We start from the raw sequence: 16,182 nt of genomic DNA on the forward strand, positions 1-16,182 counted from the left end.
TTAAGAAAACATATTTTAAATGCGGAAAACATTAGTTTGCTTCTTCCTGTTGGCCTCATGCGCGACCTGGGCTCAGAACACTAAATTCACTCACGCCGATACACTAAGAGGCTCCATAACACCGGAGCGGGTTTGGTGGGATTTAACTTACTACCATTTAAGTGTGCACCCCAATGCGCAGGATAGCACATTAACCGGCTCAACAAAAGTCGTTTACAAGGTTTTGCAACCGCAGCAAACCATTCAGATCGATTTGCAGGAGCCGCTTCAAATTACCAGGGTTATGCAGGATGGCGAATCGCTCACTTACAAGCGCGATGGAAATGCTTTTTTTATTGCATTAACAAAAAAGCAGGAAGTTGGGAAAACAGAAACGATTGAAGTTTTTTACTCCGGCAAGCCAAGATTGGCAAAGAGGCCACCGTGGGACGGAGGGGTGCAATGGGTGCCGGACGGAAAGGGGAATACGATCATTTCCACATCTTGCCAGGGTTTGGGATCCAGCGTCTGGTGGCCTTGTAAGGACCATATGTACGACGAGCCGGACAGCATGCTCATCAGCATTACCGTGCCGAAAAACATGATGGATGTTTCCAATGGTAACCTGCGGTCAGTTGTTGAAAATAATGACAATACGCATACATTCAATTGGGCAGTTCAAAACCCGATCAACAATTACGGGGTCAATATGAATGTTGCGAATTATGTGAGTTGGAAAGAAACTTATAAAGGTGAAAAAGGGGATCTGGCGTTGAGTTTCTATGTGCTTCCTCAAAACCTGGAAAAAGCGAAAGAGCAATTCAAGCAAGCGCCGCAGATGTTGAAGGCTTTTGAGCATTGGTTTGGCCCTTATCCTTTTTATGAAGACGGTTATAAACTGGTTGAAGTGCCATATTTAGGCATGGAGCATCAGAGCTCTGTGACTTATGGCAATGGCTACAAGATGGGATATCTCGGAAAAGATTTATCGAACACAGGCTGGGGTTTGAAGTGGGATTTTATCATTATTCATGAAAGCGGTCACGAGTGGTTTGCCAATAACATTACTTACAAAGATGTGGCCGATATGTGGGTACATGAAGGATTTACAAACTATTCGGAGAACCTGTATACTGAATACTATTTTGGCAAAGAGGCCGGCTCCGACTATGTTGTAGGAACGAGGGCCTTGATCGCTAATGATATGCCTATCATTGGAATATATGGTGTGAATCAGGAAGGATCGCGGGATATGTATTATAAAGGTGGCAATATGCTGCATACGATCCGGCAGATTGTGAACGATGATGAAAAATGGCGCGAGATACTGCGCGGTTTGAATAAGACTTTTTATCACCAAACTGTTGACGGATCACAAATTGAAGCTTACGTGAGCGATCACGCGGGACGAAATATTACGAAAGTGTTCGACCAGTATTTGCGGGATGTCCGGATTCCGGTTTTTGAATACTCTTTTAATAACAAGGGGCTTCAATATCGCTGGGCGAATGTTGTCGAAGGTTTTGATATGCCATTGAAGGTGAAGGTCAGCGGCAAAGACGAATTCCTTTATCCAACAGCCAGCTGGCAGACCCTGAAAACAAAGGGCATCAAGACGTTAACTGTTGATAAGAATTTTTATGTAGAATCAAAGGAAACAAAACAGGCGTCAATGTAGATCCCAGCATTCCATAATCAAAAGATCTCCTTTTTTTGCCGAAACCCTGACTATTCCATCCACCTCAGCCTCGTTGCTGTTTCCGGTGCGATGGCCCAAAGTCAGGGTTTCGTTATATAAATTGTACTTCAATCCGCTGGTCTCAATGCCTTCTACCGAACCGACTGGGATCAGCGAAACAGGTGTCCCTGCGACATACCACTTTTCAAAAGTGCCTGATAAGGGAAATATTTTAGAATAATCATCAAACATCACTAATCGAATGCGATCCTTGTAACGAACCATATTGGTAATGTTCGTGATCGCGTGATCTGCCCGGCGACCGGTCGCCCAGACAATGTTGGCGGCGGGGAAACCTCTGTCTATCAAAAAATCAATTGCTTTTTCTAAATCCGTCTTTTCCTGATCAGGTGTGCTGATAATTTCAATTGGATGTTGCCTTTCTGAAATTGCCTCAAAATCATGCTGCTGGTCGAAATCCCCCATCCACACATCCACTTTTATGCCCAGATCAAGCACTCTGTAAATAGCATGATCCAGGACAACGATAAATGGACTCCATTCTAGCAGCTGCCCGAGAAGCTCTTCGCTGCAAGCTTCACCGTTAGCAATTATAAGCGCCGGTTCCTGTTTTTCCTTTACGATGTGGTGAGAGGACATTAATTACAATTTATTCTTAACGAGTGTGACGAGCTCCGCAAGGACGCCGTGGATTTGCACAAAATGTTCATCAACTTGCTTGAAGCGCTGATCCACCTGCTCGAAACGCTGGTCAATACGATCGAGACGCTGGTCAATACGATCCAAACGCTGATCAATCTGCTCGAAACGCTGATCAACCTGTTCAAAACGGTGGTCAATACGATCTAAACGCTGATCAATCTGCTCGAAACGCTGGTCAACCTGCTCGAAACGCTGGTCAATACGATCGAAACGCTGATCAACCTGTTCAAAACGCTGATCAATCTGCTCGAAACGCTGATCAACCTGTTCAAAACGGTGATCGACTCTCTCAAACCCTTTGCGAACTTCTGTGAAACCACGATCTACGCGGTTTGTTAACGATGCTAATCCTTCTGCAACCATCTCAATTTGTTTTCCATGGTCGTTGACAACAATTTCCAACTTTTGCAATTTGTCTTCCAAATACATAATCATCTCGTTATAATGTGATAAAATGAATTTGACAACACAACATGTGGTGCCTCGCCTATTTAGACGTCCATTAATTAAAAAGTAACGAGAAACGTGAGTAATGAGTAAGCTAAACCCCGAGTGCTTTAGCCTCGTTCCAATATACATCCATTTCTTGGAGTGTCATATCAGAAAGCGACTTCCTATTTGCACGGGCTGCTTCTTCCAAATACTGAAACCGACGGATAAATTTCTTATTTGTGCGTTCTAGGGCCGTTTCGGGGTTAATGTCGACGAATCTTGAATAATTTACCAATGAAAAAAGCAAGTCTCCAAACTCCCCTTCCGCTTCCTTCTGGTCGATCACTTCGTGTTTTTCAATATTGAAATTCTCTTTAAATTCTTGCAGTTCTTCTTCAACTTTATTCCAAACTTGCTGCTTTTCATCCCAGTCAAAACCCACGCCCCGTGCCTTTTCCTGGATACGCATGGCCTTAACCAATGCTGGCAAAGATGTAGGCACACCTCCCAAAACAGATTTATTGCCTTCTTTCAGTTTCAATTTTTCCCAATTTTGCTTAACGGCTTCTTCATCCTCAGCCACAAAATCTCCATATATATGTGGATGTCGCGAAATCAGCTTTTCAGCAATGCCATCCAAAACATCCTTAATGTCGAACTGAACCCTATTCTCTACTTTTTCCGAAGCAATTTTGGCATAAAAAATAATATGCAGCAAGACATCTCCAAGCTCCTTTTTTACCTCAGTCAGGTCGTTTTCCAGGATCGCATCAGACAGTTCGTATGTCTCTTCGATCGTCAAATGCCGGAGCGTTTCCATCGTTTGCTTGCGGTCCCACGGACATTGTTCCCGCAGCTCGTCCATAATGGTCAACAGGCGATCGAAGGCCATTAACTGCTCCTGACGGCGCTCAGGCAAATCATTAAATTGCTTTTCCATAACACAAAGATAGGTTGCGCCAACATTAGTCAGCGGATGGGGCTGGAATTTTAAAACTGGTCTGGATCATATTGCTCGTACATTTTGCAACAATACGTCCGTCAGTCTTGTATATCTGTCCTTCCACGTGGATAATATTTTTGCCCGTGCGGATCACCTGCGATTTGGCGGTAAGCACTTCGCCTGGCAATGCCGGATTCAGGAAATCGCAATTCAGATTGACAGAAGTGAACGCAAACTCTCTTCCAAGCGCATAAACCATTGTTCCAACGATATCGTCCAAAATTGTCGACGCGATTCCGCCGTGTAATGTGCCCATTGGATTACACATATCCTCGCGAACCTCATACTCGATTTCCATTGCCCCTTCCGACACATCGATAAGCCGACCATTCAGCCATCTGGCGACCGGAGAAAAATTACCGGCCATGTGTTTTCCTTTTAATTGCAACAATAATTCAATCCGGCTGTTTGGCGGCAAGTAGGACTGATCAGCTTGTAGATCCATTCAAAAAATTATTAGTTGATAGTTTGGAATGAGATATTCTAAAAATAGTAATTATCATAGAAAGATACATCTAAAAGACTCGATGATATGGATTTTATTGCGACGTATCAAAGGTAATTACTACCTTTGCCGAAGTTTTTGCCAGAGATAAAAGCATACCCATATATGAATTTTACGTTATCGCAAGTTCCTGCCCGTTCTGAAAAGCCCCGGGAAAAGGGGGTCACCATGGTAATGGATAAAGGCCTCAGTGTCAGGGAAACGGAAGACATGCTTTCCATTGCATCACCTTATATTGATATCGTAAAACTGGGTTGGGCAACCTCTTTTGTAAGTCCAAATCTCAATGAAAAACTTGCTGTTTACAAAAATGCAAACATTCCGGTGTATTTCGGGGGGACGCTTTTCGAGGCTTTTGTCGTAAGGAACCAGTTTGATGATTACAGGAAGTTACTGGATAAGTACGATCTCAAATTTGCAGAAGTTTCGGATGGTTCGATCGAGATGAACCAGGATGTGAAATGTGAGTACATTCGCACGCTAGCCCAGCAGGTTACCGTTCTTTCGGAAGTGGGTTCAAAAGATGAAAATAAAATCATTCCTCCTTATAAATGGATCCAGCTTATCAAATCGGAATTGCAGGCTGGTGCATGGAAAGTAATTGGTGAAGCCCGTGAGTCGGGTAATGTTGGTTTGTTCCGTGCCAGCGGGGAAGTTCGCCAGGGATTGGTGGAAGAAATTTTAACTGAAATCGCCTTCGAGGATATGCTCTGGGAAGCGCCACAAAAATCGCAGCAGGTTTGGTTTGTGAAGCTTCTGGGAGCCAATGTAAATTTGGGAAACATTGCTCCGAGCGAGCTGATCCCTCTTGAAACAATCCGTCTCGGATTGCGCGGCGATACTTTCAATCACTTCCTGAATGCGAAAACCAAACAAAAGTGGAAAATAGATTCCAAGTAGTTTCAGGGCCATTCAAAACATTTAGTTCACAAAAAACATAGCTATGGAATTTTTAACGCAGTTCGTCGATTTTTTCCTTCATCTCGACAAGCATTTGTTCAATATAGTTGAGGAATACGGCACTTTGACTTACGTAATCTTGTTCCTGATCGTTTTCACGGAAACCGGCCTTGTAATCATGCCGCTGCTGCCTGGCGACTCGCTTTTATTTGCTGCGGGTGCCATTGCTGCTAATGAAGGAACCGGCCTGAATGTGTGGCTGATCATCATTATCCTGATCGTTGCGGCGCTGATGGGTGATAATGTTAATTATTTTACAGGCAAAAAATTTGGCGGGGAAATCAAGAAACGGGAACGCATCCTGTTCCTGAAAAGAGAATATCTTGAAAAAACTGAAGCATTTTACGAAAAGCATGGTGGAAGCACAGTTATCATGGCGCGTTTTATTCCAATCGTTCGTACAGTTGCGCCTTTCGTTGCTGGCGCAGGAAGTATGAATTATTCCAAATACATTGTTTACTGCGTGATCGGTGCGATCCTTTGGGTGCCTTCGCTTACGCTGTTGGGTTATTTCTTCGGAAATATGGAGATTGTTAAAAACAACTTTGAATTGGTGATCTTCGGAATTATCGGATTCTCGATCCTTCCAATGATTTTCCAATATCTGAAAAGCAGATTTACCAAGCCAAATGTGGCGTAATTTGGCTTTTGGCTTTTGGCATACATATAAAATGAGAACGCCTCGTAACATTGCTGTTACGAGGCGTTCTCATTTTATGTCAATTCGAACTTAATGCTTACGATTTCGAAGAATAGTTCGGCGCTTCTTTCTGGATCATTACATCGTGCGGATGGCTTTCCTTCACGCCGGCTGATGTAATTTTCACAAACTGGGCTTTTTGCAATGATGCAATGTCACCCGCTCCGCAGTAACCCATTCCCGCTTTCAAGCCTCCTACCATCTGGTAAACGATCTCGGAAACTTTGCCTTTGAAAGGAACCCGTCCAACGATTCCTTCCGGAACCAATTTTTTCACATCGTCCTCAGCATCCTGGAAATAACGATCTTTCGAACCATCTTCCATTGCTTCTACTGAACCCATTCCGCGATAAGCTTTGAACTTCCGGCCTTCGTAAATCACGATCTCTCCCGGCGCTTCATCACTTCCTGCGAGCATGGAACCGATCATAATGGTGCTTGCACCGCCGGCCAATGCTTTGGTCATGTCCCCTGAGAAACGAATTCCACCGTCCGCAATAACCGGAACATCTGTGTCTTTCAATGCTTCTGCTGCCCACATGACGGCAGTAAGCTGCGGAACGCCAATTCCGGCAATGATGCGTGTTGTGCAAATACTTCCCGGGCCAACGCCCACTTTCACCGCATCCGCACCGGCATCTGCCAAAGCCTTCGCTCCTTCTCCCGTTGCCACGTTTCCAGCGATGACGTCCAGTTTTGGGAATTGCTTTTTAACAGATTTCAATGCTTCAATAACACCAAATGAATGTCCGTGAGCCGTGTCGAGACTAATTACGTCCACACCAGCTTTCACCAATGCTTCAACTCTTTTCAAAAGATCTGCCGTCACGCCAACCGCAGCACCTACACGCAGGCGGCCGTATTCGTCCTTACATGCATTCGGGTGCGATTTGCGTTTCAGGATATCCTTATACGTTATCAAACCCGTCAGTCTGTATTCTGAATCTACGATGGGAAGTTTTTCGATTTTGTATTCCTGAAGGATTTTTTCGGCATCATCTAGCGACAAACCATCGGAAGCGGTAATCAGCTTGTCCTTAGTCATAATGTCTGTCACAGGTTTTGCCATTTCCCTTTCGAAACGTAAATCCCTGTTAGTCAGGATGCCGATAAGCTTGTGATCTTTGTCGATAACGGGAATCCCGCCGATTTTAAACTCGCGCATGATCTGGTGCGCATCGCCTAATGTAGCCGTATCAGAAAGGGTGATCGGGTCGAGGATCATGCCGCTTTCGGAGCGTTTTACTTTTCTAACCTGTTCAGCCTGAGCTTCCAGGCTCATATTTTTGTGAATAATCCCGATCCCTCCTTCCTGCGCCATGGCAATGGCCAGATCGAATTCGGTAACGGTATCCATTGCAGCAGAAACAAGTGGAATGTTCAGCTCAATGTTACGAGTTAGCTTGGTTTTTGTTGTTGTGTTGCGAGGCAGAATTTCTGAATAACCAGGTATTAGAAGAACGTCGTCGTACGTTAGCGCCTCGAAGAGGACTTTGGATGGGTCTGTGCTCATAGCAAATAAACTATTGTTATTTGCCGGGCAAAATTAAGAATAAGTTTGATGCCGACCAAACATTTTATCAAATGCCAAATATTAATTTTTTAAGAATCCAAAAATCCTCATCGCCTCCTGCGCCATGTATTCCCCCAATCACCACATTACCCATGTGACTAAAACGATCTGGGAAATGCGTATTTTTAAAAATTATTAAAAATATGATAAAATGGTTTAGGGGTTATTGCCGGTTCCTTGACTATAACTTAGCAGCCACAAACTCAGGCCACATTAACGGATCAGATGAAGCAAACATTTACCGATGAACAACTGGTCGTTCAACTCTCCGAAAGCAATAAACGCGCTTTCGAAGAGATCTATGACCGTTATTGGTATAAGTTATTTTGCATTTCATTTCATCAGACAGGTTCCAGGGAAGAAGCGGAGGAATTGGTACACGACCTGTTTGAAAGTCTTTGGAAAAGAAGGTTGGAAAGCAACATTAATCATCTGAGTTCCTACCTCGTTATCGCATTGAAATACTTGATTGTGAATCACATCAAATCACAGATTACCTGGCGAAAGTATCAGGAATATGTGCTTTTGAACAAGATGCACGAGATCTCGACAACAGAGGAAAATATTGAGTTCAATGATCTTTCCCAGGCCATTGACAAGGCAATGAAAAAACTGCCCGAAAAGACCAGCCGCGTGTTTCAGCTCAGCCGGTTTGAAAATCAGTCCGTTAAAAGCATTGCAAAAGAACTCCACATCTCAGAAAAAGCCGTGGAATATCACATAACCAAGTCTCTGAAAGTTTTGAAAGACAATCTTTGGATTTATCAGACAGACAATTGAGAAGTTACCGCAAGCCAATGAATCAATACGATTTTCAGAAAACCTTGAAAAAATACCTCGCCGGGCAGCAAACCCAGGAGGAAGAGGATTTTATTCTGGATCATTTCAAAAATAATCCAATGCAGGAAATGCCCGTTTTTGAAGATGATAAAGCTGTTATTGGAAAGCGCATTAAGAAAAAACTGATCACTAACACGATCGGCGAGCCATTTTTAATCCGCATGAGGCCTTACCTGGCAGCTGCGGCTTCTGTTCTCGTTGTACTGGGATTTTGGTATTTTTTGGTTAAGAAAGATGCGCCTGAAACAGTTGCCGGACTCGATTTCGCACCTAATGACAGTGTGATTGAAATCAAAAATACATCAGGCAAATCGCAAAATGTTCCGTTGGAAGACGGCAGCATTGTGATCTTGCAAAAAAACAGCAGCCTTAGTTATCCGGAGCATTTCGGTAAGAAAAACCGACTCGTTTATTTACATGGAGAGGCCTTTTTTCAAATCAAAAGAAATTCGGCTAAACCTTTTATTGTATCAACCGGCACATTGGTGACGAAAGTGCTGGGGACCAGTTTTACAGTCAAATCCTATGATGAATCTGCTTCTGTGGAAGTGCAGGTGAAGACGGGTCGGGTATCCGTTTACGAAGGAGCGGCTAACAACGTTGTGAACCGCAACGGCGTGATCTTAACCCCAAATCAGAAAATTGTTTTTGATAAAAAATCCAAAAAAATAGAGCTTTCCATCATTGAAAATCCGATGCTGGTTATTCCCGTCAGCGAAACCGAACATGGCTTCACTTTTTCCGAAGTCCCGGTTAAGAATGTTTTTTCGGCCCTGGAAAAATCTTACGGAATCGATATCGTGCTCGAAAACGATGCAACCGATTCCTGCCTTTTTACAGGCGATTTGAATGGACTAACCTTATTCCAGCAGCTTGATTTGATTTGTCAGTCGGCCAACATTACTTACGAAAGGCGAGGAACGGCCCTGTTTGTGCAGGGCGCGGGATGCGGCGATTAGTAAAAAAAATGGCGATGATGCTCGAACATCACCGCCACTATTACGCTGTTGTTACCAACAGTTTCATTGTTTGTCTTTGCGTTTGCGTTCACAAAAACCTTTAAAAATATGCATAAAAAAATACCCCTCAAAAGGGTTGTTTACAAGGTCATGAGTACTACGGCTAAACAACTGATTATTGCTATCTTATGCTGCGGCATTTCGTTCGCGCATACACTTCATGGGCAGGAATTGCTCAACAAGGAAATTTCGCTGAAAGTGGAATCGCTTGAAGTAAAAAAAGTGCTTCAAATGATCGAAAAGCAGGCGGATGTAAAGTTCGTATACAGCACATCGAGCATTCAAGGTTCTCAAAATACAAACCTGAAAGAGGTTAAGGGATCATTAAACAATGTTTTGGATCAATTACTGACCCCTTTGAATGTTTCTTACGAAGTGGTTGGAAACTCCCGGATCCTGCTCAGAAAAAAGCCCCAAGCTCCGACCGGGAACGCACAAACAATGCAAAGCCAGGGGACCACAGCGGAGCGTAACATTACTGGAAAAGTGCTGGACGAAAAGGGTGCCGGACTTCCAGGTGTAAACATTTTGCTGGTAGGCAGCCAGCAGGGAACTTCGACCAATGAAAATGGCGATTACCGCATTGCTGTGCCTGATCAGAATGCTACATTAAAATTCTCTTTCATCGGTTATGTAAGCCAGGAAATAGCTGTGGATAAAGACGTTATCAATGTTACGCTTGCTCCGGATGTCAGTGCGCTGAAAGAAGTAGTCGTGGTCGGTTACGGAACGCAGGAAAAGAAGGATGTTACGGGGGCGGTTTCTTCCGTTAAGGGTGCTGATTTTCAAAATCTACCTTCCGGCGGTGCGCAGCAAGCATTGCAAGGCCGTGCGGCCGGTGTGAACATTGTCCGTAATGGCGGCGCTCCCGGCGATGCTGGTTCTATCCAGATCCGCGGCTTTGGAACAGTTAACAATTCCTCACCATTGGTTGTTATCGACGGAATCCCGGCCGGAACGATGAATGATGTGAACCCGAATGACATTGAATCCATTGAAATTTTGAAAGATGCATCTGCATCTGCCATCTATGGAACAAGGGCAGCAAACGGCGTTATCCTCATCACCACGAAGCGCGGGAAATTTGACAATCCATTGTCAGTTACGGTAAACGCCTACGTCGGTGTTACAAACCGGATCAAATCGCTGGATGTGCTTACAGCGCCTCAGCTGGCAGAAACGAAGCAGAACGCATATAAAAACGACGACCTGGACATTCCGGCGATCTGGAATGATAAACAATATCAGACGCAGCTTACAAACTGGCAGGAAGAACTTTTTAAGCAAGGTGTAACACGTAATTATGACGCTTCACTGCGCGGCGGTGGCAAATATTCGTCTTTTGCTATTTCAGGTGGTTATTATAATGAAGACGGGATTATAGGAAAGTCTAATTACACACGTTACACTTTCCGGATCAATTCGGATCACAAAGTTGGATCAAGAATAAAAATTGGTCAGAACTTTCAATTTACCAACACTTCCAACACAGGGCCGGATACCCAGTCGTCCCAAACCGGCTTGTTATTCAGCGCGATCCGCTTCCATCCGGGCTTGCCAGTTAGGAATGCAGACGGCTCTTATGGCTCAACACAAGGCCTCGGCGCTTTTGGAGACATTAACAACCCGATTTTCACAGTCGACACGCAGGATAAGGAGAATGTACGAAACCGTTTTCTGGGAAACCTGACGGGTGAGCTGGAAGTTTTGGAAGGATTAAAACTTCGCGCAAACCTGGCTATGGACGCGACTTTTTCCGACAGCCATACATTTGATATTAAAGTCAATGATCAGTTCCGGACCAATTCTTACAACCAGCTAAGCCTGGGTCGTGACAAAACTTGGTCGTTCCTGCAGGAATATTTCTTGTCTTACGACAAAGCATTCGGCAAACATTCGCTGAGCGTTGTGGGCGGTTACACTTCTCAGACTTTCAACAGCATTTATTCAAATCAATGGGGCCGGGAGTTTTCCAGCGAGGATCCGTCTTTGCGCTACATGCAGTATGCGGGGATTATCGTTTCGGTTCCTTTGGCCAATGGCGGCAATGGTGGCCGGAGCTACGATGCGCTTGGATCGTGGTTTGGTAGGGTTAACTATTCTTTCAATGACCGTTATTTGTTTACGGCAACAATGCGTAGCGATGGTTCTTCCAAGTTTGCTCCCGGCAATCAATGGGGAGTTTTCCCGGCATTCTCGCTGGGATGGAGACTTTCAGAGGAAACATTCTTCAAGAACGCATTGCCCGTTTTCAGCAATTTCAAGCTGACTGGCGGCTGGGGACAGCTGGGTAACCAAAATGTGGCCTCATTACAATATCTCGCTCTGATCAACTCCACTTACCGTTATGCATTTGGCAACGGCGGTGTGCAAAATCAGGTTTCGGGAGCTGCGCAAAGCAGGCTGGCCAACTTGAACATTGGATGGGAAACGGCAGAAATGAGCAACTTCGGATTGGAAGCTGGTTTGTTTAAAAACAGCCTTTATTTCTCTGCAAACTATTTTATCAAAGACACCAAGAAAATGCTGCTGGCGCCGCCATCGGTTGGCACAATCGGAAGCGCCACCATTCCGGATCAGAATGTTGGACAGCTCAGAAACCAGGGCCTGGAACTGGAAGCTTCTTACCGCCATACGGTTGGTGACGTAACATTCAATGTGAGCGGCAATGCCACATTTATCAAAAACAAGATCACCAAACTGGCAACGCCAGGCGGCTTTCTTGCTACGCAGCTTTACGGAAGGGGCCAGCAAGAAATTGTAAGAACGTACGAAGGCCATCCATATGGCACTTTTTACGGTTATAAAACGGATGGAATTTACCAAAATGCAGGTGAGATAGATCGTGACGCAAACATTGCCAACGATCCGCGCCGTGCGGACGGACAAATCAATCCGGGCGATGTCCGCTTCGTTGACCTTAATAATGATGGCATTGTTGACGATCAGGACAGGACGATCATTGGCAGTCCTCAGCCCAAGATCAACTACGGCTTTTCGGCGGGAGCTAATTACAAAGGATTTGACCTGACATTGTTCTTTGTAGGCGTTGGCGGTGTTTCTATTTACAATGCCGACCGTATGCAAGGACTGGATGCAAGTTATCCGTTCAATCTTTACGCCGAAACTTTGAATAGCTGGAACGGCGAAGGTTCGAGCAACACGATTCCGCGCATGAGCATTAACAATACGAACCGGAATTACCGCCCATCTGATCTCTTTGTGGAAAAAGGTGACTATCTGCGCCTGAAAAACCTCACGCTAGGATATGCAATCCCGAAGAATGCGATCAGCAAGCTGAAAATGACGCAAGCGCGGGTTTACGTGACTGGTCAAAACTTGTTGACATTTACAAAATACACTGGCTTGAACCCTGAGCTGGGATATGTTGGCAGCGGCGGCTCTTACAATCAGCTGAATGTGGATTACGCACAATATCCGCTAGCACGCACGTGGACGATTGGCGCCACCATTTCTTTCTAAACCCTAAGTTCAGACCAAAACTGAAAGAATTTATTTATGAAAAAGATAACAATACTATCCGGTTATATACTTCTGGCAATGCTCACGGGTTGTGATGATTTGCTCGAAACGACGCCTTACGGGCAGGTTACTTCCCAGCAATACTGGCGAAATGGCGATGACGTGGTAGCGGCTGTCAATGCGGTTTATGCTCCCTTGCTTGACGAAGACGGCTTTGCGCATACGGAATACACATTTGATAACTGCTCAGACGACATGAACCGCGCAGGCGACCATTCGGACGAAACTGCGTTGGAAATGTTCACTTTTGACGCTTCCAATTCGCATATCCTGGCCACGTGGAAAACCAAATATGAGGTAATTTCAAGAGCAAATGCAGTGCTCATCAATGCGCCGAAGGTTGATATGGACGAAACATTGCGTAACCGTAGCCTCGGCGAAGCTTACTTTCTGAGAGCGTTTGTTTATTGGAGACTTTCGCTGATTTACGGTGAAGTGCCCATTTTGCTTGAAGATGATGCATTGGCATTGAATTTTAATAAACCAAAATCAACACTGGCGGAAGTGCGCGCACAAGCCGAGGCTGACTTTCTGAAAGCCGCTTCTTTGCTGCCAGTTTCCTATTCCGATGGCGAGGCGGGCCGCGTTACGCAGGGTTCTGCTTACGGATTTTTGACCAAATTATATGTTTACCAGGAGCAATGGGCAAAGGCGATTGAAGCGAGCACCAAAGTGACTTCCAACGCTGCTTACAAACTGGCAACCGGGTTTAACCAGAATTTCGAACTTGCAACTGAAAACAATCCTGAAATCCTTTTCTCTCTGCAATACGAAACCGGCTGGACAGCCGACAACTCCCCTACTTTTTACCACACGCCGCAAGCATTTGGCGGATGGGGTTTTCACGAGCCTATCGCGGACCTTGTTCAGGAATATGAAAAGGGTGATGTACGTAAAACGTCATCTATTTTTAGTCCGGGCGATAAGGTGGACCGCAATGCGGCTGGCGTAGAAACATTCGAGGGAAGTATGACGCGTGTAACAGGTTATGCATTCAAAAAATATACGCAATTCGCAGAGAACGGTGATATGAGCCAAAGCTTGAACGCGCCATTTTTGAGAACGGCAGACGTTTATTTGCTGGCAGCCGAGGCAAAAATCCGCTCAGGTGCCAATGGAGACGCGGAATTGAATGCGGTCAGGAAACGTGCCGGGCTGGCTGCCATTACAGGCGCAACCATGAAAAACATCATGCACGAAAGACGCGTTGAACTGGCAGGCGAAAATGAAAGACACCAGGATCTGATGCGCTGGGACAAGGCAGGACTGATCGACATTACAGCACACTACAAGATCAACCGCGGACCGCACAAGCCTAGCAGAAACTTTATTAAACCAAAACATTACTATTTCCCATTGCCGCAGCGCGAAGTGGATTTAAGTAACGGCGTATTAATTCAGAACAGCAATTATTGAGTTTTGATCAAAAAAGAATTATTATTGATTTGCCTGCTTGTCTTTTTTACGGGATGCTCTTCCCGTGAAAAAGACATTGTAGGTTTATGGAGGACCGATTCCATTGCTAACTATGTGAATGGATTCAGTTTTACCAATAATACAAAAGACGCACATTGGTCCTACTTCGATTATAGGGCAGACGGAACGCTTTTCCAGAGGCGTAAAGGCGAATACCGAAAATCACGTTACAAGCTCGTATCAGCCGATTCGCTGGTTTATACAGATTCAACTGGAAAGGTGGTGAACGGTTATAAGATACTGGATTTGAACGACCAGACTATGGTTTTGAAAAAATCCCAAAAACCTTACTTTTCAGGCAAAAACCAGGAGTTGTACGAGATTAGATATTTCTCAAAAGCAGTCCCAAAAGGCAAATAACTAGCCAACCAGCACCCTTACTTTCTTGATCCGCTTTTTATCCGCTGATTGTACTTTAAAGGTGACTTCCCTGTGCGTTGCCATTTCTCCCGGGCGCGGTAACCTCGAAAACAGTTCCAGCAGCAAGCCAGCCAATGATTCGTTGTTGCCCCTTACTTCGTCAAAATAATCCGTTTCAAGATTTAATAACCTGCAAAGGTCATTGATCAAAACCCTTCCTTCGAAAACGTAAGTATTTTCGTCAACCTGGGTGTAATTTACTTCGTCGTCCTCGTCATATTCATCATTAATATCCCCGAAGATCTCTTCAATAATGTCTTCCAGCGTTATCAGCCCGCTTGTTCCGCCGTATTCATCCACAACAATCGCCATATGCACGCGCCGATTCTGGAAATCCTTCATCAGATCGTCCAGATGCTTGCTTTCTGGAATGAAATAAACGGGTCGCAGCAATTTTTGCCAGTTATAATGTTCGTTCTGGTGAATGTGTGGAAGTAAGTCCTTTACATTCAAAATCCCTTCAATGTGATCCAGATCGTCGCGATAAACGGGCACCCGGGAGTAACCCGACTTATTGATCTTATCCATCAATTCATGGAAATCCAGTTCAATATCGAATGCTGTAATATGCAATCGGGCCTGCATGGCCTTTTTCGAACTGGTCTGCCGGAAATTTGCCAGTCCACGGAGCAGATCCGTTTCCTCCTCGCTTTCTGCCTTTGCTTCGAGCCTTTCAGTTGTGATTTCAGCACCTTCCGGCGTCAGTACGCCAAAAGAATAACCCAATTTCATAATAGGCTGCGCGAGAGGCTGGCAAATTTTGATCAGGAAATTGGTAACACCTGATATTCTGGGAATAAATTCCAGTGCCCTTCGTGCACTGTTGTAACGAACCAGGGCATCCAGCCATATCCAGAGCGCAAGACAGCCAATCGAAATCCATTTGTAAATGTTGTTGGGATCATTCTGAATGTGTATCCAGGCTATTCTGGCGGCCAAAAGCAATGCCAGCAATGTGATCCCTCGCTGGATCAGTGAAAGCGCAAGCTGTTGAATGCGGTTGGGAAGTGTGCTTTCTGTGTCGCTTTTACGCTCCCAGGGATTTTCCAATGCGCCTGAGGCAGCATATGCCGCACGAACTCCGGAAAGAAAAAGGGAAATCAGGAAGAGAAATATTACGAGGATAAGGTCGTATGGCGCAAGGAAATCAGTGGGTATAATGACTCCTGCAAATAAGGTTTGCGTACATTTTTGGGGGAAGAGAATCCCCGTACGCGTTCGGGCAAGGGGATCGTCGCTATCAGCTGTTTCTTTCACAAATGGTCTGGAAAAGTTTGCAATAAACTTTCGTTTAAATAAATGTAGCGATTCTGTTCAAAAATATTATTCCA

General features: G+C 44.8%; 14 protein-coding genes. 8 read left to right on the top strand and 6 right to left on the bottom strand.

The genetic code is table 11. The annotated features are described in order from the left end of the window. The first annotated feature begins 19 nt into the window (after nt 1-19). Entirely contained in the window at nt 20-1,657 is a 1,638-nt protein-coding gene (locus B5X68_RS21935; RefSeq protein ID WP_082216925.1) for a M1 family metallopeptidase, read from the top strand. On the opposite strand, the gene B5X68_RS21940 is transcribed toward B5X68_RS21935, so the two are convergent. The 4 genes from B5X68_RS21940 to B5X68_RS21955 form a co-directional block, all read right to left on the bottom strand. Beyond that, nucleotides 1,649-2,317, bottom strand: a complete 669-nt coding sequence (locus B5X68_RS21940; RefSeq protein WP_082216926.1) for a thiamine diphosphokinase — start codon at nt 2,315-2,317, stop codon at nt 1,649-1,651. The two genes, B5X68_RS21935 and B5X68_RS21940, sit on opposite strands and share 9 nt — an antisense overlap. A gap of 3 nt (nt 2,318-2,320) precedes the next feature. Further along, nucleotides 2,321-2,809 (bottom strand): exodeoxyribonuclease VII large subunit, encoded by a 489-nt coding sequence (locus B5X68_RS21945; protein WP_170916706.1) that lies wholly within the window; start codon nt 2,807-2,809, stop codon nt 2,321-2,323. 112 nt (nt 2,810-2,921) lie between these two features. Continuing rightward, nucleotides 2,922-3,752 (bottom strand): nucleoside triphosphate pyrophosphohydrolase, encoded by an 831-nt coding sequence (gene mazG / locus B5X68_RS21950; protein WP_082216928.1) that lies wholly within the window; start codon nt 3,750-3,752, stop codon nt 2,922-2,924. Nucleotides 3,753-3,777: 25 nt separating this feature from the next. Next, nucleotides 3,778-4,260 carry a PaaI family thioesterase gene (locus tag B5X68_RS21955; RefSeq protein ID WP_082216929.1) on the bottom strand — a complete coding sequence of 161 codons (483 nt, stop codon included), beginning with the start codon at nt 4,258-4,260 and terminating at the stop codon, nt 3,778-3,780. A 165-nt stretch (nt 4,261-4,425) separates the two neighbouring features. On the opposite strand from B5X68_RS21955, the gene B5X68_RS21960 reads away from it, so the two are divergent. Together B5X68_RS21960 and B5X68_RS21965 are read left to right on the top strand one after the other, a co-directional pair. Then, a complete protein-coding gene (locus B5X68_RS21960) occupies nt 4,426-5,220 on the top strand; it encodes a phosphosulfolactate synthase (protein ID WP_082216930.1) in 795 nt (264 codons plus the stop codon). A gap of 43 nt (nt 5,221-5,263) precedes the next feature. Then, a complete protein-coding gene (locus tag B5X68_RS21965) occupies nt 5,264-5,920 on the top strand; it encodes a DedA family protein (RefSeq protein WP_082216931.1) in 657 nt (218 codons plus the stop codon). A 97-nt stretch (nt 5,921-6,017) separates the two neighbouring features. Here B5X68_RS21965 and guaB read toward each other — a convergent pair whose 3' ends face one another. Further along, nucleotides 6,018-7,493 (bottom strand): IMP dehydrogenase, encoded by a 1,476-nt coding sequence (guaB, locus tag B5X68_RS21970; protein WP_082216932.1) that lies wholly within the window; start codon nt 7,491-7,493, stop codon nt 6,018-6,020. 285 nt (nt 7,494-7,778) lie between these two features. Here guaB and B5X68_RS21975 point away from each other — a divergent pair, with 285 nt between their 5' ends. From B5X68_RS21975 to B5X68_RS21995, 5 genes are all read left to right on the top strand, one after another. Then, nucleotides 7,779-8,333 (top strand): RNA polymerase sigma factor, encoded by a 555-nt coding sequence (locus B5X68_RS21975; protein WP_082216933.1) that lies wholly within the window; start codon nt 7,779-7,781, stop codon nt 8,331-8,333. Nucleotides 8,334-8,350: 17 nt separating this feature from the next. Next, nucleotides 8,351-9,352: a FecR family protein gene (locus B5X68_RS21980; protein WP_082216934.1), complete on the top strand. Its 1,002-nt coding sequence runs from the start codon at nt 8,351-8,353 to the stop codon at nt 9,350-9,352. Nucleotides 9,353-9,460: 108 nt separating this feature from the next. Next, complete coding sequence (locus B5X68_RS21985; protein ID WP_082216935.1) at nt 9,461-12,895, top strand: TonB-dependent receptor; 3,435 nt, start codon at nt 9,461-9,463, stop codon at nt 12,893-12,895. 36 nt (nt 12,896-12,931) lie between these two features. After that, on the top strand, nt 12,932-14,371 hold the full coding sequence (locus B5X68_RS21990; protein ID WP_082216936.1) for a RagB/SusD family nutrient uptake outer membrane protein: 1,440 nt from the start codon (nt 12,932-12,934) through the stop codon (nt 14,369-14,371). Nucleotides 14,372-14,374: 3 nt separating this feature from the next. Continuing rightward, nucleotides 14,375-14,791 carry a hypothetical protein gene (locus B5X68_RS21995; RefSeq protein WP_082216937.1) on the top strand — a complete coding sequence of 139 codons (417 nt, stop codon included), beginning with the start codon at nt 14,375-14,377 and terminating at the stop codon, nt 14,789-14,791. On the opposite strand, the gene B5X68_RS22000 is transcribed toward B5X68_RS21995, so the two are convergent. Continuing rightward, complete coding sequence (locus tag B5X68_RS22000) at nt 14,792-16,108, bottom strand: transporter associated domain-containing protein (protein WP_082216938.1); 1,317 nt, start codon at nt 16,106-16,108, stop codon at nt 14,792-14,794. Nucleotides 16,109-16,182: the final 74 nt, after the last annotated feature.

Source organism: Dyadobacter psychrophilus, from assembly GCF_900167945.1.
GTDB classification, from domain to species: Bacteria; Bacteroidota; Bacteroidia; order Cytophagales; family Spirosomataceae; genus Dyadobacter; species Dyadobacter psychrophilus.